Source organism: Actinoallomurus liliacearum (assembly GCF_039542035.1).
Taxonomy (GTDB): Bacteria; Actinomycetota; Actinomycetes; order Streptosporangiales; family Streptosporangiaceae; genus Actinoallomurus; species Actinoallomurus liliacearum.
In genome coordinates this window covers 255,870-279,682 of the sequence record NZ_BAABHJ010000005.1, presented here as the reverse complement: position 1 = coordinate 279,682, position 23,813 = coordinate 255,870, and the positions used below count along the sequence as shown (strand labels likewise).

17 protein-coding genes are annotated in these 23,813 nt (G+C 70.8%); 6 read left to right on the top strand and 11 right to left on the bottom strand.

The features are described from left to right. The first annotated feature begins 10 nt into the window (after positions 1-10). A complete protein-coding gene (locus ABD978_RS08965) occupies positions 11-838 on the top strand; it encodes a polysaccharide lyase family 7 protein (RefSeq protein WP_345351390.1) in 828 nt (275 codons plus the stop codon). Between the two features lie 19 nt (positions 839-857). Here ABD978_RS08965 and ABD978_RS08960 read toward each other — a convergent pair whose 3' ends face one another. The 3 genes from ABD978_RS08960 to ABD978_RS08950 are packed head-to-tail and all read right to left on the bottom strand — an operon-like array spanning position 858 to position 3,498. Next, complete coding sequence (locus tag ABD978_RS08960) at positions 858-1,517, bottom strand: response regulator (RefSeq protein WP_345351387.1); 660 nt, start codon at positions 1,515-1,517, stop codon at positions 858-860. After that, complete coding sequence (locus tag ABD978_RS08955; RefSeq protein ID WP_345351385.1) at positions 1,514-2,668, bottom strand: sensor histidine kinase; 1,155 nt, start codon at positions 2,666-2,668, stop codon at positions 1,514-1,516. Before ABD978_RS08955 ends, ABD978_RS08960 begins: the two co-directional genes overlap by 4 nt. Beyond that, positions 2,665-3,498, bottom strand: a complete 834-nt coding sequence (locus ABD978_RS08950; RefSeq protein WP_345351382.1) for a CPBP family intramembrane glutamic endopeptidase — start codon at positions 3,496-3,498, stop codon at positions 2,665-2,667. Before ABD978_RS08950 ends, ABD978_RS08955 begins: the two co-directional genes overlap by 4 nt. A 253-nt stretch (positions 3,499-3,751) precedes the next feature. Here ABD978_RS08950 and ABD978_RS08945 point away from each other — a divergent pair, with 253 nt between their 5' ends. Continuing rightward, positions 3,752-4,651 carry an alpha/beta fold hydrolase gene (locus tag ABD978_RS08945; protein WP_345351379.1) on the top strand — a complete coding sequence of 300 codons (900 nt, stop codon included), beginning with the start codon at positions 3,752-3,754 and terminating at the stop codon, positions 4,649-4,651. A 393-nt stretch (positions 4,652-5,044) separates the two neighbouring features. Here ABD978_RS08945 and ABD978_RS08940 read toward each other — a convergent pair whose 3' ends face one another. Beyond that, positions 5,045-8,167, bottom strand: a complete 3,123-nt coding sequence (locus ABD978_RS08940; RefSeq protein ID WP_345351376.1) for an AfsR/SARP family transcriptional regulator — start codon at positions 8,165-8,167, stop codon at positions 5,045-5,047. A 228-nt stretch (positions 8,168-8,395) separates the two neighbouring features. On the opposite strand from ABD978_RS08940, the gene ABD978_RS08935 reads away from it, so the two are divergent. Then, positions 8,396-8,605 (top strand): DUF397 domain-containing protein, encoded by a 210-nt coding sequence (locus ABD978_RS08935; protein WP_345351373.1) that lies wholly within the window; start codon positions 8,396-8,398, stop codon positions 8,603-8,605. Between the two features lie 80 nt (positions 8,606-8,685). Here the strand turns inward: ABD978_RS08935 and ABD978_RS08930 are convergent, their stop codons facing one another. Beyond that, positions 8,686-9,561 carry a helix-turn-helix domain-containing protein gene (locus ABD978_RS08930; RefSeq protein ID WP_345351370.1) on the bottom strand — a complete coding sequence of 292 codons (876 nt, stop codon included), beginning with the start codon at positions 9,559-9,561 and terminating at the stop codon, positions 8,686-8,688. Positions 9,562-9,795: 234 nt separating this feature from the next. On the opposite strand from ABD978_RS08930, the gene ABD978_RS08925 reads away from it, so the two are divergent. Then, on the top strand, positions 9,796-10,440 hold the full coding sequence (locus tag ABD978_RS08925; RefSeq protein WP_345351367.1) for a nucleotidyl cyclase domain-containing protein: 645 nt from the start codon (positions 9,796-9,798) through the stop codon (positions 10,438-10,440). A 171-nt stretch (positions 10,441-10,611) separates the two neighbouring features. Here the strand turns inward: ABD978_RS08925 and ABD978_RS08920 are convergent, their stop codons facing one another. The 5 genes from ABD978_RS08920 to ABD978_RS08900 form a co-directional block, all read right to left on the bottom strand. Beyond that, on the bottom strand, positions 10,612-12,291 hold the full coding sequence (locus tag ABD978_RS08920) for a helicase-related protein (protein WP_345351364.1): 1,680 nt from the start codon (positions 12,289-12,291) through the stop codon (positions 10,612-10,614). 149 nt (positions 12,292-12,440) lie between these two features. After that, complete coding sequence (locus ABD978_RS08915; RefSeq protein ID WP_345351361.1) at positions 12,441-13,598, bottom strand: hypothetical protein; 1,158 nt, start codon at positions 13,596-13,598, stop codon at positions 12,441-12,443. A 79-nt stretch (positions 13,599-13,677) separates the two neighbouring features. After that, complete coding sequence (locus ABD978_RS08910) at positions 13,678-14,322, bottom strand: bifunctional 4-hydroxy-2-oxoglutarate aldolase/2-dehydro-3-deoxy-phosphogluconate aldolase (RefSeq protein ID WP_345351358.1); 645 nt, start codon at positions 14,320-14,322, stop codon at positions 13,678-13,680. 48 nt (positions 14,323-14,370) lie between these two features. Beyond that, positions 14,371-15,918, bottom strand: a complete 1,548-nt coding sequence (locus tag ABD978_RS08905) for an N-acyl-D-amino-acid deacylase family protein (RefSeq protein WP_345351355.1) — start codon at positions 15,916-15,918, stop codon at positions 14,371-14,373. Between the two features lie 75 nt (positions 15,919-15,993). Further along, a complete protein-coding gene (locus ABD978_RS08900; protein ID WP_345351352.1) occupies positions 15,994-19,854 on the bottom strand; it encodes a nidogen-like domain-containing protein in 3,861 nt (1,286 codons plus the stop codon). Between the two features lie 467 nt (positions 19,855-20,321). Here ABD978_RS08900 and ABD978_RS08895 point away from each other — a divergent pair, with 467 nt between their 5' ends. Then, on the top strand, positions 20,322-22,778 hold the full coding sequence (locus ABD978_RS08895; protein WP_345351350.1) for a hypothetical protein: 2,457 nt from the start codon (positions 20,322-20,324) through the stop codon (positions 22,776-22,778). 6 nt (positions 22,779-22,784) lie between these two features. Here ABD978_RS08895 and ABD978_RS08890 read toward each other — a convergent pair whose 3' ends face one another. Beyond that, entirely contained in the window at positions 22,785-23,174 is a 390-nt protein-coding gene (locus ABD978_RS08890; protein ID WP_345351348.1) for a Fur family transcriptional regulator, read from the bottom strand. Positions 23,175-23,392: 218 nt separating this feature from the next. On the opposite strand from ABD978_RS08890, the gene ABD978_RS08885 reads away from it, so the two are divergent. Next, on the top strand, positions 23,393-23,779 hold the full coding sequence (locus ABD978_RS08885; protein WP_345351345.1) for an SCO5389 family protein: 387 nt from the start codon (positions 23,393-23,395) through the stop codon (positions 23,777-23,779). The last annotated feature ends 34 nt before the right edge of the window (positions 23,780-23,813 follow it).

The window sequence follows — 23,813 nt, the reverse complement described above, 5'->3', positions numbered from 1 at the left end:
GAGAACGTGCGTGACAGCAGAGAACGGCACGCCGCGGCGTATCCACGGGAAGATGATCACCACGGTCGGCGCCATGGTGATCGCGGCAGCCCTGTCCGGTGTCGTCGGCACTACGACGGCCCGTACCGCGGCCGCCTCCTCCACCGCGCTCGATCCGAGCGTCCCACCGGGCGGCAACTTCGACCTGTCGGTGTGGGAGCTCCAGCTCCCGATCGGGTCGCCCGGCTCTCCGACGACGATCCCGCCCGCACAGTTGAAGGGCGCCAACGGGTACACGAACCCCGCGTACTTCTGGACCGACAAGAACGACGGCTCGATGACCTTCTGGGACCCCGAGTCCGGGGTCACCACGCCGAACTCCAACTACCCGCGCTCCGAGCTTCGTGAGATGAACGCCGACGGCAGCGCCGCCGACTGGTCGCTGTCCGGCACCCACCGGCTGTCGGCGAGGCTGCGGATCGTCTCGGTGACCTCGAACGTCTGCGTCGGGCAGATCCACCTCGGCAGCGGCGGCTCCTCGACCAAACCGCTGCTCGAGCTCTACTACCACAGCAACGGGGACATCGTCCTCGGCCTGGAGAACTCCCCCGACGGTGGGCAGGCCCTCCACACCCTGGCCAACGTGGCGCTCGGCACCCAGTGGAGCTACGTCATCGCGATCGTCGGCGGCCGGATCCAGATCACCGTCAACGGCAGCACGACCAGCTACCCGATCGCCTCCGGCTTCGGCTCCTACCACCAGTATTTCAAGGCCGGCGACTACAACCAGTCCGCGTCGGACAGCACCAGCAAGGGCGCGAAGGTGAAGTTCTACGCCCTGACCGTGGCACACGGCTGACCGCATGAGAACTCGGTGATCAGGTCACCAGGCCGTTGCGGTAGGCGTAGACCACGGCCTGCACGCGGTCCCGCAGATCGAGTTTGGTGAGGATGCGCGACACGTACGTCTTGACGGTCTCCTGGCTGATCACCAACGTCGCGGCGATCTCGCTGTTGGACAGACCGCTCGCGATGAGGCGCAGAACCTCCAGTTCGCGCCGGGTCAGCGGGACGCCGTCCGGCGTGCCCTCGGTGGGACGGATCCGCGCCGCGTACCTGCCGACGAGCCGCCGCGTCACCTCGGGCGCCAGGAGCGCGGCACCGGTCGCGACGGTGCGGATGCCGTGCAGCAGTTGCGCCGGTGGGGCGTCCTTGAGCAGGAACCCGCTCGCCCCCGCGCGCAGCGCCTCGTACACGTACTCGTCCAGGTTGAACGTCGTCACCACGAGCACCTTGATGGGATTCGCCACCCCGGGCCCGGCCAGCAGGCGGGTCGCCGCGATGCCGTCGAGCACCGGCATCCGTACGTCCATCACCACCAGGTCCGGATTCAGCCGGCGGGCGAGGTCGACCGCGGCGCGCCCGTCCCCGCACTCGCCCACCACCTCCAGGTCGGGTTGCGCATCGATGATCGTCGCGAACCCCGTACGGATCAGCGCCTGGTCGTCGCAGACCAGGACCCGGACCGGCGCGGTCATGACGGGCTCCCCGCGGGGATGCGCGCCCGGACGACGAAGCCACCGCCCGCCCGGGGGTCCGCGCTGAACTCACCGCCCAGGGCGTCGACCCGCTCGCGGAGACCGGCGAGGCCCCGCCCGCTGCCGCCGGGAGAACCGGTCCGCGAGCCGGAACCATCGGTGCTGACCTGCACGGTGATCTCTCTTTCGCCATAGCGCACATGGACGCCGGTACGACTGCCGTGGGCGTACTTGAGGGCGTTCGTGAGCGCCTCCTGTACGACCCGATAGGCCACGAACTCGGCGCTGCCGGCCGACTCCGCCGGACTGCCCTCCTCGGTGAACTCCACCGGCTGTCCGGCACTGCGCGTCTGCTCCACGAGCGTGTGAAGTTCGCCGACGGACGGCGTCCTGCCGTCGCTGTCGTGGTCGGGGTTGAGCAGGTCGAGCAGGTGCCGCAGGTCGGTGATGGCGCGTCGGCCGGTGTCGGCGACGGCGCTCAGTGTCGCCTCGAGGCGATCGGGCGCGGCGGTCAGGTAACGCGCCGCCTCGGCCTGCACGACCATCGCCGTCACGTGGTGGGTCACGACGTCGTGGAGTTCGCGGGCGATGCGGGTGCGTTCGGCGGCGCGGGTCGCCTCGGCGACGTGGCGGCGGCGTTCGGCCTCGGCGGCCCGGGTGGCCCGCAGCCAGGACCCGACGCCCCATGCGAAGACCAGCACCAGGTAGAACGTCATGTACTCGCCCGGCCCCTCGGTCCCACCGAGCCGGCTCAGCGCGACCGCCAGCGGCACATACGCCGCGGAGAGCAGCACCACGGTGACGCGCCGGTGGCGCTCCAGATGGGCGCCCGCGCTCACCAGCGCGAAGGCCAGTCCGGCGCCCGTGACCGTGTGGTAGGCGCGGAGCTGGTCGAGGACGAAGCCGAGCGAGACCAGGGAGAGACAGGCGGCCGGCCACCGCCGGCGCGCGGCGAGCGGGAGGCACTCGAGGGCGATCACGACGAAGGTCAGCGCGTCGGAGGGGCGGGTCGGCAGGCCGCCGACCTGGGTCTGCTGGTCGCGGAACGCCGGCAGGAACGCCAGGGCGACCATCAGCAGCGCGAACGGGAGATCCCGGACCGTGACATCACACCGCCGCCACAGGTCCGGGACGCGCCGGAGGTCGATCACTGGGCGAGCGTAGCGGTCGTGGCGGCCCGGGCGCTGCGCCGGAGAGGGACCAGGTTGCCACGCCGGTGGGCCAGCCACAGGAACACGATCGTCAGCAGCGCGCCGAACAGGACCGAGTACACGCTCGCCTCCGGCCCGAACTTGCCGCCGCTGAGCAGGGCCTGGCCCGACGTCACACCGTGCAGCAGCCCCTCTGTCTTGCCGTTGCCGGAGACCTCGGTGCCGAAGATGCCGGCCTCCGCGAAGTTCCAGCCGAAGTGCAGGCCGATCGGCACCCACAGGTTGCGGGTGGCGGCGTAGCAGGCGGCGAGCATGAAGCCGGCCTCGATGGCGATGGAGATCGCGCCCCACAGGGTGGCGTCCTTGTTCGCCAGGTGCGACAGGCCGAACAGCAGGCCGGTCAGTGTCAGCGCCACCCAGGTGCCGGTGCGTTCCTCGACGATCCGGAACAGGACGCCGCGGAACAGCAGCTCCTCCGTCACGGCGGCGGCGGCCATGAAGCCGAACAGCCCGAGCGCACCCATCACCGATCCCCAGCCGTCGACCCGGTAGTCGCCCAGGAAGACGAGGTTCACGATGACGGCCGCGAACATCCCGACGCCGATCAGCAGCCCCCGGCCGACGGCGGCGACGGCGCCTTCCCTGGCCACCTCCACCGGCGCGCGGCGCTCGGACCACCGCACCACCCGGGCGTAGACCAGTACCGCGAGCACGGCCGTCACGACGCCGAGAATGAGCGTGAGAAGCGTGTTCCCGTTCACCGCTGCCACGGCCTGTCCGCCCACGAAGGCGACGGCCGCGACGGCCACGAGCTGCTTCAACAATCGCATGATGGTTCCTTCGGGAGATTGCGCGGCCGGAGCGCCGCGGCGATGGCGAGAACGCTACGGATTCAGCGGTCTGCAAATCGTCACCGCGCGGTGGACATTCGCCGGTAGCTCGCATGGGGGACGCAGCGCGCTGTCCCCCATGTGAGCTACGCGCGAGTGTCCACCGCGTGGTGACGATTCCGAGCCGGCGAATCCATAGCGTTCTCGATGTGGCCACGGCGCTTCGGCCGCCACTTTCTTCTCGGAGGACATCATGCTTCGCAAGATCAAGGCATCCGCTGTCATGGCACTGTGCTGCACCGTGGCCGGTGTGGGACTCGCCGGCTGCAAGGTCGACGCGAATGCGGTTTCGAACCCATTCACCGGCACCCATGGGCGAAAAGCCGAAAAGGACCTGTTCTCTGGGACGAAGAAGATCGACGTCGGCGGCAAGTCGGTGAACGTGTCCTGCTCGGGCGGCCCGGTGAAACACCGCCCCGTCATCGTCCTGCTGCCCGGACTGGGTGATGGGCTGGACAAGATGGCCGCCCTTCAGAAGACCCTGAGCAAGAACGACCGGGTCTGCGCCTACGACCGGCTCGGCGAAGGGGCGAGCGATCAGCCGGACGGCCCGCAGAGCTTCGCCGACACCGGGAGGATCCTCACCGCGGTGCTGGATCGGGTCGCCGGTGACGGCCCGGTCGTCCTGGCCGGGCACTCGCTGGGCGGGATGATCGCCGCCAGGTACGCTCCCGGCCACCACCAGGTCAAGGGGCTCGTCCTGATGGACGCCACGTCACCGACCTCGGTCGCCGACATCACCCAGACGATCCCCGCGTCCGCCACCGGCCCGGCGGCCGAGCTGCGCGCCCAGACTCTCGCGGTGGACCGGGGGGAGAGCCCGGAGAAGCTCGTCATCACCGACGAGAAGGTGCGCTCTGCCGGGAACATCCCGGTGCAGGTGATCAAGCATGGAAAGCCGTACCTCGCGGCCTTCCCCCAGTACGGTCCCGCTCTGGAGCGGGCGTGGACCGCAGGCGAGCACAAGTGGCTCGCGGTCTCCAGGCGCAGCAGGCTGAGCATCGCCGCCAACAGCGAGCACTACATCTACCTCGACCGGCCTGATGTCGCCGTCCAGGCCATCCAGCGCGTCACCGCCCAGGCCACGCGCTGAGCGACCGACCCCGCCTCGGTCGCAACCACAGACGGGGGACATACAAGCGTGAGGGGTTCCGGCGCTACTTCGCCGGAACCCCTCACGAGCGCGTTCTCGCTACACCCGCACGCCTATCCGTGGAACGAATTCGGCATCCACTGAAGAGCACCCATCACGGTGGCGGCAACCAGAACGGCCTTCAATATCTTTTCGTGCTTGAACATTCAAAGTCTCTCTAATTCGACGATTCGATCGCCCTTCGATCGAACTGCCTCAACCCTAGACGATCACGCGGAACCTGAGGAGCGAAAATAGAAAAAAGATCGGACCGAAATCTCGCGCCCGCCAGAGTTTTCTGCCACGCTTAATAGCCTCACCGCATACGACGGCGAGGCGGAGTGAATACGCTTATCAGTCGGCCAGGTCGATGATATCCAGGCGAATCTTCACCGCTTCGATCTCTGGAACGATGTTCAGTTGTAAGAACAGGTCGTAAGCCTGGCGCCAGTAGATGCGCGCGGCGTCATGCCCCTTGGTCAGGCTCGTCACGTGGCCGAGCCCATTCAGCGCCTGAGCCTCGAGATAGGGGTCGCCTATCTGCTGGGCGAGGCGGCGCGCGGCTCGATAGTCATCGGTGGCGACCGGGTACTGGCCCGTGCAGACGCGTACGTCCGCGATGCCGAGCGTCCCCCGGATCTTCTCGCTCGTGTTGTTGATCGTTCTGGCCACGGCCACCGCGGAGCGATGGCGGATCAGCGCCTCGTTGTACTGCTCCAGGCCGGTGAGCGCGAGCCCCATATTGTTCAGAACGTTCGACTCATTGATCCGGTCCCCGGTCGCCGAGAACTCGGCGAGGGCCTCGCTGTAGTACTTCAGGGCGGTGTCATGGCGGCCGCGATAGCGTGCCACGTCGCCGAGATTATTGTCCAGGATCGCCTTGTTACGCCGCCCCGTCAGAGTCCGATAGATGTCGCGCGACTTCTGATACAGCTCATAAGCGTCGCGATGGTAGCCGAGCAGCAGATGGGTATGGGCGAGGTTGCTCAGCGTTGTCGCCTCGCCGCGCACGTCGCCGATGGAGCGGAAGCTCTCAAGTGCGTCATGGAAGCTACGCAGCGCTTCCTGATGCCGCCCGACCTGCGCCAGCATCATTCCGAGGTGATTGAGGCACTCCCCCTTCCCACGGGGGTACTCGGCGTCGCGATAGATATCGAGGGACTCACCGAAATAGGCGAGCGCCTCCCGATAATTCGACGACGACCACGCCACCAGGCCTATCTGGTCCAGTGCGGCGGCTCTGAGAGCCGCGTCGCCCGCACGGTGCGCGATCTGCTCGGCCTTGGTGGCGTTCGCGAGCGCCTCTTCCATCCTTCCCAGCCTCCACTGCACGACCGCCAGGTCGAATTGCGCCTGGGCGGCGGCCTTGGGGAGCTCGAGTTCGAGGGCGATGTTCAGCACACGTCGGTGGATCATCTCCGCCTCCTCCCACTGGGAGGCGGAGTCGAAGTAGCGGGCCACCGTCTTGGCGTAGTCGATGGCGTGAGCGTTCCAGGCGTGATCAGCGGCGTACTGAATCAGGCGAACCAGGTTCTTCCGCTCGACCGACAGCCAGTTCGTCGCCGCCTCCTCGTCCGCGAACGGCTCGACCGACACGGATCGGTCAGCGGCGGCCACCCCGGCACGGATGTGGTGCGGAAACAGCGTGCTGTCGGCCATGTCGGCCTTGAGCAGGTAATAGTCGAGCACTCGGCCGACAGCACGCCGAACGTCGAACTGTGGATCTTCTCGGGCCGGAAGGGCCGTGGCGTACTGCCGGACCAGATCGTGGAGCTGGAACCTGCCCGCGGAAATCTCCTCGATCAGGTAGTGGTCGGCGAAGTCGGCGAGGCTTCGCTCGGCCTCACCCACCGGTATGCCGGCGAGGACGGCGACGGCAGCGGCCGTCAACTCGGCGACCGGACTGATGCCCATGCGCCGGAAGATTCGCCGTTGCGTGACCGACAGGTCACGGTAGGAGAGGGCGAAGGTGGCCGCCAGTGCCGGATCCTGCAGGTCGGCGATGTTCTCGTGCGGCCCGCGCAGGTCCTCGGCCAGGGTCTCGATCGAGGAGACCTGTCGATCGCGCCATCGCGTCGCGGCCAGGCGGATCGCCAGCGGCAATCCGCCGCACAGCCGGACCGCGCCGGCGACCGAGTCGGGCGCGACGACGGCCTCCGGTTCCGCGATCCGCGTGAACAGGGCGATGGCGTCCGCCATCGGCAGCACGCCGAGCCGATGATGGCGGCCGTTGATCCCGGCCAGGTGGCGGCGGCTGGTGATGATCACGCGGCAGTCCGAGGTGCCCGGCAGGAGCGGTCGAACCTGGTCCTCGTTGACGGCATCATCGAGTACGACCATGGCCCGGCGCCCCTCCATCACGTCACGCCACAGCCTGATCCGTGCGGCCGTATCCTGCGGAATGCTCGTAGGCGCGATGCCGGCCAACTGGAGAAGTTTGGACAGTGCGCCGGCCGGGCTCTCCGGTAGGTGGTGCGCGTCGTGGCCGTGAAGCGGCAGGAAGAAGCACCCGTCGGGGAAGTGTTCGGCGAGGTCATGGGCGGCCCTGACCGCGAGGGCCGTCTTCCCGACGCTGGGCATGCCCTCGATCAGCACCACATCGTCCGCCGTGCCTGTGCGGGCGGCCAGCGCGGCGAGTTCTTCGGCGCGCCCGGTGAACTCCGGCACCGGTGGCGGCAGCTGGTCGAGCCCCGGTATCGGTTCCGACGCCGCACGCTGGGGCGCGGCGACCGCCGAATCGTGCTGCCGGATGCCGCGGAACAGAGTCTGAAGGCGAGGCGACGGCGCCGCACCGGCATCCTCACGTAGCCGTCGGGCGGTGGTCTGGTACAGCCCGAGCGCGTCGGCCTGCCGACCGCAGCGGTAATAGGCGATCATCAACTGTCCGACGAAGGATTCGTCCAGCGGATATCTTCCGATCAAGTTCACCAGGGAACCGACGATCTCGGCGTGGTTCCCAACGGCGAGCTCCATCTCGATCAGTTCACGGGTCATCGCTCGATAGTCTCCGTCGAGACTCACCCGCATCTGGTCGACCCACTCACCGGAAATACCGGTCAGCGGTTCCGCCCGCCACAGGTTCACGCCTTCGCGGAGCAGTTTGATCGCGTCTCGTGTGTTGCCGCTTTGCCGCCTGGAAATGGCCTGGTCGTGGAGCATACGAGACCGGAAGAGGTCGACGTGCTCAGGAGACACCTCCAACGCGTACGCTCCAGGCGTCGCGGCCAGGCGGACGGTCTCGGCGACGCCGTACTTCTTGAACCTCCTGCGCAGACGCGACAGATCGGTCTGCAGGCTCTGCCGTACTTCAGCCGGTGGATTCCGTCCCCACACGCGATCGATCAAGGTCTCCACGGAGACCGGGCGCCCCTCGGCGAGCAAGAGAGCGGCGAGGAGCAGGCGCTCCTTGGCAGTCCCGAGATCCACCCGAATTCCGGTCAACCAGAATTCGATTGGCCCGAGCATCCGGAATTCCACCGGAACCCCCCACGCGTTTCTTCCCCTGTGCCATTTACTTTTTCCTCCTTCTCTTACATGAAACGGGGGGGTGGCTGTCCAACCTTGGTCAACGCGCCTTACCGGGCCTCTTCCCATCGCCACATCACCGGTTCGCGGCCAGATTCCCGCCCCGTTTCCTGCCAGCGACGTGTCCGACGGTCGACTCGCGAGGCGGTGAGGGATCGCCTCGACGAGAAAGGGGGCACCATGAGCGAGGCCATGCAGCGGATGATGCCGGAGCCGGCCGAGTTCCAGAGCGCCTGCGACTACGGCGCGTGCGTGGAGGTCGCCATCACCGAGGTGGTGGCGGTCCGTGACTCGAAGGCCGGGCAGGACGGGCCGGTTCTGTGGTTCAGCCGCTCGGAGTGGGAGGCCTTCGTGGCCGCGGTGAAGGCCGGCCGATTCAGCGTCGGCTGACGCGCGCGCTGTCGGAACCTGGGTGCGGACGCCGACGGTCGCCGGCCGCCGCACCCGGGTCTGAACGGTCGAAACCATGCTCAGCCCTCGAGGGTCCGCATCTGGACCGTCAGCTCACGCAGGAGCGCCTGCGCCTCGTCACCGAAGACCGCGGTCTTCCACAGTGTCGACCAGCGGTTCTGGTAGATCGCCACGTCGTCGGCGTCGGTGACGGTAAGAGGGGCGTGGTCGAGTTCGATCAGGACCAGGGCGTTGTCGCCGGCGTCCCCGTCGTCGAGGATCGAGAATCCCTGGAGGTACGGCGCCTCCGCCTCGGCCGACAGGGGGATCAGCCCGACCGAGACATTGTCCAGTGTGCTCACCGTCGCAACCCGATCCAGCTGTGCGATCGCGAGCCGCGGCGGACCGGGACGCCACCGAAGTGCCGCCTCGGTGATGAGGAACTCGTATTCCCTGTCGCCTTCGTACAGAGCGAGCTGGCGGTCCAGTCTGGCGGCCACCGCGGCGGCGACGCTCGTCCCCGGAACGCTCGACTTGAACATCGCGAACACCCGCTGCGCGTAACCGGACGTCTGCAGCAGGCCGGGAACGAACGCCGGCTGGAAATTGCGTATGCGCCGGGCCGTCTCCTCGCGCTCGCGTATCTCGTCCTGAAGATGGGGCCGGCCCTCGAGCGCCGCCTGCCAGGCCTCGACGCCGGTGCGAGCGACCTCGTCGAGGGTGGCGAGCAGTCGCTCGGTCTCGTCGGACGCGCCGACCGCACGGGCCCAGGCGGTGATCTCCGCGGCGGACGGCTGGGCGGTGCCGGCCTCGATCCGCGACACCTTGGACTGGCTGATGCCGATCCGCTTCGCCAGATCCCTCCCGCTGACCCCGCTCATGTCGCGAAGGACGCGCAGCTCGCCGGCCAGTCGCCGTCGCTTGTCGTACACCGGGTCACGTCTGTCACCGGCCACGGCCATCACCTCAACCCGGAGTTCGACGGAGATTCAGGACGATGCGAAGTATGTCCCAGCAAGCCAGGGATGCCCTAGATGCTCGCGGGAGAGTCAACCACCCAACCGGGATCCCGTCAACGCGCGGACAGCTCGCCCCTCTCGGTATAACCTGCTCGTCGATCACCCTCCGTCGGACACTCCCCGTCCGACGATGGTGATTCAGTTTGATTCAGATCGATTCGAAAGGATCTCGTGATTCCCCCTCTCCATCGAACTATCATCGCGATCGACGCCGAAGGATCGACCCGTCTGACCGACCCGGCCAAGGGGTACCTGCGCAGGGCGATGTACGACCTCTTCGAGCAGGCCCTGGCCGCGGGCGGGGTCACGGAGCCGTACCGTGACTCCTTCCTCGACCGGGGCGACGGCGTGCTCGCCCTGATCCACCCCGTCGACCAGGCTCCCAAGACGGTGCTACTCGACACCGTCGTCCCGACCCTGGGCACCCTCCTCGCCCAGCACAACCGGCGTCACCCCGAGCGGCAGTTCCGGCTGCGCGTGGTCGTGCACGCCGGGGAGGTGACCTTCGACGACAACGGGTGCTTCGGCGAAGCCCTCGACGTCGCGTTCCGGCTCCTGAACGCCGGCCCGGTGAAGCGGATACTGGGCGGCAGTGACGCCCCGATGGTGCTCGTGGTCTCCGACGACGTGTACCGCTGCGTCGTACGGCACGACTACGACGGCATCGACCCGAAGGCGTTCTGCCGGCTGATGCTGCCGCGTACCTCGCACCCGGTGCGTTCGGCATGGGTCCGGGTCATCGACGCGTCCAAGGGCGTCGCGGAGCACCCTTACGACCCGGTCACGAGGCTCGAGGATTACCGGCGCCGCGCCTGATCATCCGTTCGGGCGCGACCGATGCGGGGGGCACCTCCGGGCCGGAGCCGGAGTGCCCCTCTCATCGGAGGATCCGAGTACAACGACGCTCTCTCAGGGCGGGTGCGTCGGCCTCGCAGACGGGTCGCGGGAAGAGGGGGCGGCGGCCCGCGGACCGGCGCCCGAAAGTGCTCACCACGCGAATGGATCATCACCGTCGTACCAGTCGAACCTGGCTCGGTGACAGTCGTCGCATCGCTGGAACCACGGGGCGCACGGCCGAGCGCACGATACGCAGAGCGACGCGTTGACGAGGGGTCTACGTTGGGCGACCAATTCGACGATGCGCCGGGACGCCGCTTCCTCTCCGGCCGCGGCCTCTTCGTGATCCACGCCGCCGACGGCCCCGAAGGACCGGCCGGCCGAACTCAGGTCGCGCATGAGGGCGGCATGACGCTCCGCCTCGTCGAGGCTCATCCGGGAGATCACGGAGTCGGGACGAAGGATCGTCCGCAGAGAGCGGCCCGTCAGCACCGCGGCGGCTATCTCGGGAAAGGCGCCGTCCGCGTCCACGGGGAGGGTGATGAGCCGCCACACCGTGGGTCCGTCGCCGGGCCACGGAGCGTCCACTGTCACGGGGGCGCGGACCGTGGCACGGGCCGTCTCCCACATCGTGAGTAAGGTCTCGATCGACGCGGGACGCAACCAGGGACGGGCCGAGGCCTCGCGGCGAGCCGCCTTCCGCCAACCGCGCAGGGCATGCGGGATCTCGGCCGGGGTGGGGTCGCCCAGCTCACCCCAGTCCGGGCGAAGGCTCGCCTTGATGATCGAGAGGTCGGAGGGCGCGCCGTTCGCCACGGCGACGGCGGCACGCACGAGCCCGGCGTCCGGCGAGAACCCCGGGATGCCGCCGGCGTACGTCGCGACGAGGCCCTCCCCTGCGGCGAAGCCACGCCGTCCGGCCCGTCCCGCGATCTGGGCCGCCTCCCACAGTCGCAGCCGACGGCGCTCCTTGCCGTCGAACTTGCCGGTCTCGGCGAAGGCCACCGCGCGCAGCGGCAGATTGACCCCGTGTCCGATGACGTCCGTTGTGACGATCACTTCGACCTCGCCGGTGACCAGTCGCTGGATCTGCTCCCGGCGCGCCCCGGGAGGCATGGCTCCGTACAGGACGGTGGCGCTGCGACCGTGGTCGATCAGCTCCCGGTGCAGGGCCAGCACCGCCCTGCGGCTGAACGCGACCACGGCCGAGCCGGCGGGGATCGTTCGAGGGCCCATCGCGGGTGCGTGGGTGAGCTCCGTACAGCGCGAGTGCTGCGCGATCTCGAGGTGACCCGCCTGGACGAAGGCGGTGCGCAGCAGGGCGCCGGCTTCGGGGGCGGCCGCGACGTGGATGTAACGGTGGGAACCGGTCAGCAGGAGCCGGGTCCAGGCATGGCCTCGATCGTGATCGGCGACCCAGTGCGCCTCATCGAGCACGAGCACGTCGCCGCAGGTGCGCGCGGACTCGGCGGTACAGGAGACGACGTCGGCCTGCGGGTTGATCCGCTCTTCACCGGTCACGAGACCGACGCGCTCGTCGGGGAGATGCGCGCGCAGCCTCTCATAGACCTCCCGGGCGAGCATCCGCAGCGGAGCGGCGTACGTGCCCGACAGCCCCAGTCGGGCCTGCGCGATGAGGAACTCGATCCCGTCGTGGGTCTTTCCGGAGTTGGTGGGCCCCAGGCGCAGGACCACCCGCTCCGGCGGAGTCGTCCGTGCGGCGAGGCGGACCCGGGCCCGTGCCGCCGCCTCCCGCTCCAGGCCGCGCAGCCTGCGTGACTCTTTCTGCCTGGCCTGACGCCGCTCCCGAGCGAGGTCCCGATCCGTCACACTTCCTCCTTGCGGTCGAGTGATTACCGACCGTGGTGAAGCTAGCGAGGCGGACCGACAATTCCCCTCCCCCACCTTCGCGATCATGGGACACGCCGCCCCACTGAACCGCGTGGCGCGCCGGTCGGCCGGGCGGCGCGCCACGCGGCTCAGCGCAGGGCCGACAGGCGGTCCAGGACGCGGTACGGCTGCAGCCCGTAGGCGTAGAAGTCGACCGCGTCGGCCACCGACGCGACCGAGCCGATCTTGGTGGCCAGGTCGGCCGCCGAGGTGGTGTCCGGCGGGCCCGGGCGCAGCAGCGCGCGCAGTTCCCGGTCCGGTCCGAGGGCGGCGCGGTAGGCCTCCAGGTCAGTGGCGACGCGACCCGTGTCGCGCGCGTACGCGGTGACGGCGTAGCCGTGGACGACGCCCGCGACGGCGGCGGGGTCGATGCCGATCCGCCACGCGTCGGACGCCGCGGGGCCGTCCGCCGGCCGGCCGTCCGCGTACCCCTTCACCGCGCCCGTGAGGTCGAGGAAGATCAGGCGGGATCCCTCTGCCGCGACGGCCTCGGCGACCTCGGCGGCGAGCGAGGTGACCGTCGCCCGGCGGGCCATCGCGAACTCCACGATCGCCGCCGGTAGACCGGTCTCCGCCTGCCGCGCGCCGCCGCCCTCGAACGCCTCCTCCACCAGGCGCGTGGCCTCCGCCCGTGCCGCCTCGGCGCCCTCGACGCGCCGGCAGTGCGGGCAGAAGCACAGGCCGAGGGCGTACTCGGCGACCGGGCCGAGTTCGACGAAGGACCGTTCGTGGTGGTAGCCGTGGCCGAAGAACCCGAAGTGCAGCGACTCGGCGACGACGCCGTCGACGCCGTACCGGGCCAGGGAGCGGGCCAGCGCCACGGCGTACGCGCGGACGTCGGGGTTGGACGGGCACAGGTCCGCCGGGGCCGCGCGGTCGCCGAAGCAGTTCTCCTGCGTCACGTCGGGGTGTGCCAGGCCGATCGTGGTGTTGTGCAGGAAGACGCCCCACGCGTACAGGGACGCGCCGCGCGAGCGGGTCAGCGCCCGCAGCGATCGGAGCGGGTCGTCCTCCGCGCCGGCCTGCACCGGCGGCGCCAGCCGCCCGAACAGGTCGCCAGGTGGGAAGTGCACGCCGTCGTGCCGGAAGGTCACCCGGGACGCGCCGTGCGGGGTGACGTCACGGGCCCGGTGGTAGGCCGCCGCGACGGTCAGCCCGGTGCAGCCATAGCCGAGGACCCGGTCGAGGACCGGTGCGGCGCCCTCTCCGCGCAGGTCCTCGACGAAGGTGTAGACGGTGGAGTCCATCAGCCCTTGTTCACCATGAAGTCGATCGGCCCTACTCCGGCAGTGCGGACGAAGCCGCCCACCCGGTCGCCCTGGACGGTCACCCGCGTGCTCCCGCGACGGCCGCGACGAGGCGGCGGGCGCGGTCGGTGAGGGCGTCCAGCGACCCGCCGTCGAGCGCGTCGCCGAGGAGGGGACCGCCGACGCCGACCGCGATGGCGCCGGCCCTGATGTAGTCGCCGGCCACGTCGATGCCGACGCCACCGGTGGGCAGGAGCGGCACGTCGCGGAACGGCCCGCGTACATCGCGCAGGTAGCCGGGGCCGAACGCGCCCGCCGGGAAGACCTTCACGGCGGACGCCCCGAGCTCCCAGGCCGCGCCGATCTCGGTGGGCGTGAGGGCGCCCGGGTAGTAGCCGAGACCGTGCGCGGCGGCGCGCTCGGCGACGACCGGGCGGGCGTCGGGCGCGACGATGAACGACGCGCCGGCGTCGGCGGCCGCGTCGACCTGCGCGGCGGTGAGCACGGTGCCCGCGCCGAGCTCGACGTCGTCGGGCAGCCGGCGGCGCGCGGCCCGGAGGGAGTCCAGCGCTCCGGGGGTGTTGAGGGTCACCTCCAGGCAGCGCACGCCGGCGGCGGCGAGCGTGTCGAGCACCGCGTCCGTCCGGTCCCCGCTGCTGCCCCGCACGATGGCGACGACACCGCAGGCGAGCAGCACCGGGCCGGGGCCGACTCTGGTGGTCATGAAGCCTCGGTCATGTGTCGGTTTCCTTCCACGGAGGAGACGGATCGGTCAGTTCGGGGTGAGGGCGCGGCCGGGCAGCGCGCCGGTCAGGGCTCCCCCGGCCAGGACGGGTACCCCGCCCACCAGGACGTGGTCGACGCCGTCGGCAGGCGTACGCGGGGACTCGTAGGTCGCGCGGTCGGTGACCGCATGAGGGTCGAGGACGACGAGGTCGGCCGCGAAGCCCCGGCGGACGACGCCCCGGTCCAGCAGGCGGAACCGCCGCGCGGCGTGCGCGGCCATGTGGACCGCCGCCTGTTCCCAGGTCCAGTCGCCGAGCTCGCGCACGTGCCGGGCCAGGAGCCGGGCGAAGGCACCCCAGCCGCGCGGGTGCGGGTGCCCGCCCTGGTAGATGGCGTCGGAGCCGGCGGTCTGCGCCGGGTGCCGCAGCAGGGCCCGTACCGACTCCTCGGTGTTGGTCGGCGGCTGCCCGAACACGCAGCCGGCCTCCAGGCGGGTCGCCACGAGCAGGTCGCAGCAGAACTGACCCGGGGAGCGGCCCGCCCGCTCGGCGGCCTCGGGCAGCGTCAGGCCCTCGGTCCAGCGCAGGTCGTCGGCCGGCACGTGCGACAGCGTGATGCGGGGCCACAGGTCGGCCGTCCACTCGCTCTCCAGCCGCCGGCGTACGGCGGGGTCGGCCAGGGCCGACAGGGTCGCGTCCAGGTCGGCGACGGGAAGCCGGTCGGGCAGGGTGACGAGCGTGAGGGTGCTGGAACCGCGCAGGTACGGGTAGTTGTCGAAGGTCAGGTCGACGCCCTCGGCCCGCGCGTCGTCCACCATCGCGATCAGGTGTTCGCGGGGGCCGTGATAGTGCGAGACGTGCGGCGCGACCCCGCCGGCCCGCGCGATCCGCAGCACCTCGGCCATCCCGTCACCGGCCTTGGCCTCGTACCCCCGCATGTGCGTCACGTACGGCAGGCCGGCGGCGGCGACCGGCGCGCAGAGCGCGGCCAGCTCGTCGGCGTCGGCGTACGCGCCGGGGAAGTACTCCAGGCCGGTGGACAGGCCCGCCGCGCCCTCTTCCAGGCCGCGTTCGACCTGGCGGAGCATGGCGGCCAGTTCGTCGGCGTCGGGCGCGCGGCGGGCGGCGCCGAGCGCGTTGCGCCGGAGGGTCCCGTGCGGGAGCAGGTAGACGGTGTGGAGGGGAAGACGGCGGTCGTAGCCGGCGAGCAGGCCGGCGACGGTCACCGGGCCGTCGTCGAGTCCGGGATGCCGCCCGTTGACCGGGGCGAAGTACCGCGAGACGTACGCCAGCGTCGCCGGGTCGGCCGGGGCGAAGGAGACGCCGTCCTGGCCGAGCACGAAGGTGGTGACGCCCTGGCGGAGCGCGGCGAGCTGGACCTCGGGGTCGAAGACGGCCGCGTCGCCGTGGACGTGGGTGTCGATGAAGCCGGGCATGACGTACCGGCCGGTCGCGTCGATCTCGGTCGCCGCACTCGCCCCGGGCAGCGGGCCGACCTCGGTGATCCGGTCACCGGAGATCGCGACGTCGGCCCGGAAGGCGGGCGCGCCGGTCCCGTCGACCACCCATCCACCACGGATCACCACGTCGGCCACGATTCACACCGTACTTCGCGACACCGAACGGTGCCCGGCCCGCCGGCGCGTGCGGGCCGGACACCGTCGTCCGGGTCAGGAACGGATCGGATAGACGTGGACGCCGACCTGATCGTTGCCGGTCGACGTGTGCGACAGGCCGTTCGACGACGTGTCGAGGAAGGATCCGGGGACGCGGGATCCAGGGACCTCGAGGAACGTGCCCGGCTCGCCGGACCCGTTGGCGTAGCCGACACCCGCCGAGGTGCCGCCGAGACCGCCCCGGCCGCCGCTGAGGTCGCCGCTCTCCCAGCGCAACCGCCGGTACCGGAACACGATGTCGAACGCGCCGTCGCCGGCGTCGCCCCGATCGACGAGGTAGAGCTCGAACGAGTTCAGCGGGTCGGCGTGGGCGTCGTAGTAGCCGACCCCGTCGTACAGGACGCAGAACGCCCGCCGCCCCTGCACCGTGCCCATCCCGTACCGGACCGGCTGCGTTCCCGGAGCCCGCGTGTCGACGTCGGCCCACCACGGCGCGATGATCGGTTCCGTCAGGTCCTTGAAGGGCTCGGGGGTGAAGTCCGAGAACGGCCTGTCGCCGAAGCTGACGTTGCCGTTGTTGTTCACCCAGAGCCCGGAGAACCGCCGCCCCTTGAAGTTCAGCGTGAACGGCAGGCTCACCTCAGGACCCGACTGGTCGTCGTTCGGCACGACGCGGTTCGCGTCGCAGCTCACGTCGGCCTGGTCGCCGTCGGCCTGGAACTCGTACCGGCCGGTGAAACCGCCCGGGTCGAAGACCCGGACCTGGTATCGCCCTGACTCGCGGAGCCCGGTGAAGCCCACCGAGCCGCATCCCGGGCCGCGGGTACGGCCGAGCGGCCGGCCGCTGGGCGCGACCAGGGTGATCACGAAGGTGCCGGCACCGGGACAGGCGCCCGGCGTGGTGATCCGCACCGACTGCCCGGCCCTCAGATCGACCAGGTAGCGATCGGTGACGTACGGCTTGTCCAGCGAGCCCGACACCCGCCGGCCGAGCTGGAGGTCGGCGGTGTCCTCGACGGGGCCGCCGAGCGCGGTGAGGTCGACGGTGGACCGCATCCGCTGGGCGACGACCGCCGCGTTGTCGGCGAACCGCCGGTCACCGGTGAGGGCGACGTCCAGGACGCACTGCTCCAGCGCGGCACCGGGCGCCACGCCCTTGTCCCGGCACTCCTTCTCCGCCGCGGCCCGGTCGGCCGCCGGGAGCCCGGACACCGACGCCCGCTGCGGCGGCTCGATCGGCAGCGCGCCGTCCGGTGGGATCGTGCTGCGGAAGAACGACGCGCTCCCCTGGACCCGCCAGCTCGCGCCGAACGTCCCGTACAGCTGCCGGAGGTCGAGCGGATCCTTGACCGGCGTGCCGTCCCGGGCGGTGAGGTCGTCGTTCGGATCGCTGTTCGCGTTGCCCAACAGGCCCCGGATCTTCCCCCAGCGGCTCTTCGCCGGCGTAAGGAACGCGTTGTCGGCGATCCAACGGCCGGCCATCAGCTCGGTGCCGTCCGGCCACCGGACCACCGCGCCGCGCACCTTGCCGAACGTCAGCACGGCGCCGCCGGGGAGCTTGGTCGTGGCCCCATCCTTGAGGGGCAGCCGCCTGCCGTCGAGGGTGGCCACCTGTGGGTCGAGCGGCTCCGACGTCGTGTCGTCGCCGAAGGCGATCACCGAGTTGCCCACCCGCGCGGCCACGCCGCGGTTGACCGACATCGACGACGACCTGTGCGGCAGCCGGGTGTACCGCCCCTGGACCAGGAAGTCGTCGGTCGTCGACTCGGCCAGGACATAGTCGCCCGCGCCCTGGAAATCGAGCGAGCCGCCGTCGAAGGTGACGAAGTGCGGGTCGCCGTACGATCCGCCGGTCGCCGGTGGCAGCGGCCCGTCGTCCCGGGTGGTGCCGCCGTCGCTACCGCCACCGCCGCCGGGCACGCCGCCCGGCGGCAGTTCGCACTTGTCGGGGTCCGCGGCGGCGCTTCTGCCGCCCGCGAGCTGAGGCCGGGGGCAGTTCTGACACGCGTCACCGATCCCGTCACCGTTCCGGTCGGCCTGGTCCGGGTTGGGGTCGACGGGGCAGTTGTCGAGTTTGAAGGACGCCCCGGCCCACGGTTGGGCATCCGGAATTCCGTCCTTGTCCCTGTCATTGCGGGGGTAGATCGCGGTGATGTTCCACTTTTCCTTCTTGAGCTTTGTCTCGGCGCGGAAAAGGTACGGTTTTCCGGCCACTTCGCCGGGGCGGCCGCCCGGCTGAGGAGTCGCCTCGAGCTGGCTGAGCAGGATCGTGCCACCGATCTGAGCGGCGATCCCACCGGGGTTGCCGTCGCAGAAGTCGATCGAGTCGAGTACCTCGAGGCTCGGCTCGACCTCGAGGTCCACCCGTTTCAGCACGCCCCGGTCGTCCGCCGTGGGGATGAACCGCATCGGTCCGGAGTAGTTCCGCTGGTCAGGGAAGGTCGTCGGCCCGGGGGGCAGGGTGACCTGCCCGGGCCCACCCGCGATGATCCCGGGAACCCGCATCACGTTCGCCCAGGTGATGTCGACCGACCGGCCGACCTGGCCGTAGTCCGAGAACCGCTTGGTCGTGGGCGTCTGCGGTGCCGCGAGGGGCGGGGGCGCGGCATTGATCGCGTTGATCAGGTCGCTCATCACCTCCTTGGTCGCCGCCGCGGTCTCCGGCGCGTCGCGGAACTGCGCGAGCGCGCCGGCGTCGGTGACCTCGGTCCGGTTGTGCGTGCGCTGCCCGCCCGCGACGAACTCCTCGATCATGTTCGCCGAGGTCTGGCTGCCGTCCGGCGGAGAACCGCTCGTGGCCATCAGGAAGGGGATCAAGGTCCGGCGCAGGTCCGACCTGGCGAGCCAGACGTCGGACGCCTTGAGCGGCTTGCACCAGGCGGCCGGGGTCTCGGGCAGCGTGGCCCGTACCTCCAGCCCCCGCAGCCGGTCGACCTGGAACACCACGTCCTTCCCGACGACCTTGGTACGCGGCGTCGTGACGGTCAGGTGATCGGGATCGAAACCCTTGATCACCGTCTTGGCCGGTTCAAGCCCGATCGCGCCGGGCTCGACGGCCACGGTGATCGGCTTGGCGAAGCGCAGGCCGTTCGGTGACAGATCGAGGACGCCGGTGCCGAACACCTCTTTCATCCCGGCGGCCCGCAGTGGCGTCAGGTTCAGGCGGGTCGGCCTGCGCACCGCGCCGGCCGGTACGGTCACCCGCCAGCCCTTCCCGGCGTACGAACCGCCGCGCGGACCGACTCGTACGGGCTCGGCGAGGCTCTGCACGGGCGTGTCGATGACCTGGCCGCGCCCGGCGGACATGGTGGCGACGGTCAGACCGCCGAGGCGCCCGGGCGCGCGGACCGAGACGGCGACGCCGCCGTCGGGCAGTCCGGTGAGTGTGTACCGGCCGCTGCCGTCGGTCCTGGCGGTCCGTGACCCGTAGCTCGCCACGGCGCCGGCGACCGGCCGGTGCGTGGCGGCGTCGAGCACCCGGCCGGTCACCTGGCCGTGGGCCTTGCCCGACCGCTGCTCGACGGTCAGCCGCTTGGCCGACCGCCGCTTGCCGGAGTACGCCGTGACCGTCAGGTGGTTACGGCGAGAGGGGCGCAGCAGCACCTCCACCGAGAACGTGCCTCCCCGCCCGGCGATGGCCATGGCCGGCAGGACGCCTCCGCGGACCGTCACCACGCTCCGCGGGGCGGCGTGCCCGCGCAGCAGGACGCCGGCGGACCGGGTCTTGCGTGGCGCGGACACCGTGAGCCCTCCGGATCCGCCGGCGGTCGCCCGTGCCGGGGAACCCGTGGCGGGCCGGGTGACGGATGCCGCCTCGGCGGCGACCGGCGCCAGGCCGAGCGCCATGGCGATCGTCGCCGTGATCGCCGTCGCCCGGATGGTCGCCCGCCGGGCGTTCGAAGGCCGGACGCGCACCCGGGGCACCGGCCCACGCCGCCCCGGACGATACCGCCACCGGAACGCGATTAATTGGTTGATCATTAGTAAATCCCCTTATTCTCGCGTGAGCCACTAATATCCACTTAAGCGGACATCCAAGGCTGCGATATCCTGCTTAGTTCATCGACGGCACGAAAACGCCGACACTAGTCGGCGTCATAGGCTTCGGCTAGAAAAAACGCCGCTTATCCCCAGTGAATTCTTGCGCAGCTTCCGACATATCTGGTACCAACCCACTTACCGGTCTTAATTCACCCGGCCGCGCTCACCGACCGTGAGCTCCTCGACCCGATCGTTCGGGCGCGGACGCGGACGCTGGACGCCGATGCGAACCTTCCGGCCCGCCCGCGCGTCTTTATCAGGCACGACGGCAAGATCACGCACCCGCCCGGCGCTCTCTCCTTGTCCGTCTTTCCTGGTCACGAAGCCGAGGAGGTCGCGCTGTGTCCCGTGAGCCCGACGACGCGCGGAACGAGGCCGCTGGGACGCCGCAACGGGAGGATCCCGGCCCCGGCACCGAACCACAGGAGGAGCCGGACACCGGCTCAGCAGGCGTCGCGGACGCCGACGCCGAGTCCGGCGCGCCCGCCTCCGGCCAAGAGGACTCCGCGGAACCCGTACGCGCGTCCGAGCCGGAGTCCGAAGCGACGGCCGAGCTCGGCCGGCCGGCCGCGGCGTTCAGCGGCGAGACGGCGGAGAAGGACGAGACGGACGCCGACGCCGTGGCCGAGCAGCGGGACGACCATGAGGCGCCGGAGCCGTCCGCCGAATCCGCCGAAACCGGTGACGCCGAGGCCGGCGAACAGCCCGCGGCCGGCGAGGACGAACCGCTCGAAGTCGAGGCCGACGACGATACGGCGGTCTCCGCTGACGCACGGTCCGAGCAGGCGGACGAGCCTGAGGGACCCGAGCCCGGCGACGAACCCGAGGTCGAGCACGACCCTGAGCCCGAAGACGAACACAAGGTCGAGCCCGAAGACGAGCCCGGCCCCGAAGACGAGTCCGAATACGGAGACGAGCCCGAACCCGACCCTGGGCACGGGCCTTCCGTCGACGAGAGAGACGGGGCGGACCGGGAGAAGGGGAGCACCCCGACCGCGGAGTTCCAGCTTCCGCGCACGGTGCGGGTGCCCGCCGTGTCCAGCGATCTCACGGTCATGGACATGCCTCGCCCGACGGTTCCGAGGGAACGGCCGCGACCCGAACGTTCCGTCTTCGAACCGGCCCCTCGGCCGAGTTCGGGCGGCACTCGCGAGGAGACGGAGCCGACCGCGCCACCGCGTGACAGGGGCGCGAACACCGCGCTCACCCGTCCCGCTCCGGACCGCGAAGGATCCGCGCCGGGTACCGAGGCGCCCGGGTGGTTCGCGCCCGCGCAGGGCCCCTCCTCCTACGCCTCCCCCACGGCTCCGCGGACGGTCGAGGAGCCGCTTCCCGTACGCCGTCCGCCCACCCGCGGGAGTCTCGCGGACACGACCCAGCGGGACGGCCTGCCCATGCCCACCCGGCTCCCGGCCCCCGCGGCGGGCCCACCCGCCCCCGCCCCTGTTCCGGCCCCCGCGCCCGCTCCTCTTCCGGCCCCCACGGCGGCGTACGCGCCGCTCCCGCCGCCGGCGCTGCCGTCCCCGGCGGCGGCTCCGCCACAGGCCGTACGGCCGCCTGCCGCCGAGGCGCCCGCCCAGGCCCCCGAGGCGGAGCCGCGACGCAAGCGGCGGCGCACCGGCTGGATCGTCGCCGTGGCCCTGCTGGTGCTGCTGGCGCTGGTCGTGACCGGACAGCTGGTACGGCCGACGCCCCGGCCCACGCTGCGTCTCACCCTGGCGGCCACCCGGCACACCTTCGACGGTGCCGCCCCCGACCTGCCCTGGCCGCAGCAGGGGCAGGCGACCTTGTACGTCGACGGGCTGGGAACGATGGGGTCGTTCGGCGGACAGACACCGATCCCCACCGCCAGCGTGGCCAAGGTGATGACCGCGTACGTCTTCCTGAACGACCATCCGCTGGCGTCGGGCACGGACGGCCCCACGTACCGGATCTCCAGCGAGGAGGCCGCCCAGCTGCCGGCGCGCAAGGAGCGGGGCGAGTCGCTCGTCGAGGTCGTCGCGGGGCAGGCGTTCACCGAGCGCAAGGCGCTGGAGGCGCTGCTGCTCGTGTCGGCGAACAACATCGCGCACGAACTGGCCCGCTGGGACGTGGGCGACGAGCAGGCGTTCGTCGCGAAGATGAACGCGACCGCGCGGTCGCTGGGGATGACCGGCACCACCTACACCGATCCGAGCGGGTACGACTCGACCACCGTCAGCACGGCCGCCGACCAGGTCAAACTGCTGACCGCCGCGATGCGGATCCCGGCGTTCGCCGAGGTGGTGAACCACCACACCTATGTGCCCAACGACGGGCGTCCGTCGCGTACCGCCGGCAACGCCCTGCTCGGACGCTTCGGGGTGGTCGGCGGCAAGACCGGCTACACCGACGCGGCGGGCGGCAACTTCGTCTTCGCCGTCCGCAAGCGGAAGGGGAGCGTGACGACGACGATCGTCGGCGCGGTCATGGGGCAGCGGTCGCCCAGCGCGATGGGCGCGATCGAGGCCGCGCAGCCGCTGATCATCGCCGCGGAGCAGGCGCTGACCTCGGTCACGCTGGCCCGTACGGGTGCGGAGGTCGCGCTGGTCGACGACGGCCTGGGCGGACACACCCCGCTGCGGGCCACCGCCCCCGTCACGGTGGTCGGCTGGGGCGGTCTCACCGTTCCGGTCCGCGTCACCGGCGCCCCGCCGCGCCAGGCCTCCGCCGGCGCGCGCGTCGGCGTGGTGAAGGCGGGCGCCGCGGCCACTCCCCTCGTCGCCGACCAGGGGCTGAAGCCGCCGTCCCTCCTCAAGCGGCTCCTGCGCCTCGCCTAAGCCCGGTCAGTGGCCTTCGGCCGCGCAGTCGGGGCAGCGGCCGAAGATCTCCACGGTGTGGTCGACATCGGTGAAGCCCGCTTCGGCGGCGACGCGTGCGGCCCAGTGCTCGATCGCGCGTCCTTCGACCTCGACGCTGCGCCCGCACGAGCGGCAGGTCACGTGGTGATGGTGGGCGCTGGTCGCACAGCGGCGGTAGAGCGTCTCGCCGCTCTCGTCGCGGAGGGTGTCGACCGCGCCGTCCGCGCTGAGGACCTGAAGCTGCCGGTAGACGGTGGTCAGGCCGATGCGCTCACCACGGCTTCGCAGCTCGGCGTGGATGTCCTGGGCGCTGCGGAACCCCGGTAGGTCGGCCAGAACCTGACCCAGCGCCTCGGCCTGCCGCGTGCCTCGCACGCGCGTTCCCCTGCCGGCCGCGGAGGTCGGCCGCGTCGGGCTGGGGGTCGAGGGTGAGGTCATGGGCGCCGCTCCGGCCGGTCTTCGTCTGATCATCGGTCGCCTCCCGACCGTATCAACCCGCCGGATCATCGACTGACGACATTGACAACCATTACCGTTAGGGTGAACATGACATTCGTTTTCACTTGCGACCCATCGATCCGACAGGAGAACCCATGTCGCTGACCGTGCCCCCGCAGCTCCTTCAGGACGCCCAGCGCGGCGACGTCGACGACGCCGCGTTCGTCGACTGCGTCCGCACCTCGCTGCCCTACGGCTGGGAGGTCGTCAGCGGCCTCGTCGACCGGCTGCGGGACGGCGACGGCGAGTTCGCCGACAACCAGACCCCGCCGCCGGACGAGGCCGCGCGTGGCCAGCTCCTGCGGATGATGGCAAGCGACGCCATGCGCGCCGCCCTCGAGGACCACTTCGGCGTACGGCTCGCCTTTCAGAACTGCCACCGCGTCGCCGTCTTCCGCCCCGGCGCCGGCCGCGCGTACCGGGAGTTCATCAGCGCCCGTGCCCAGATCCTCAACCAGAAGCCCGAACTGGTCGACTGCTGAGGCACCGGGCCGCCGCGATCACCCGGTACGCCGC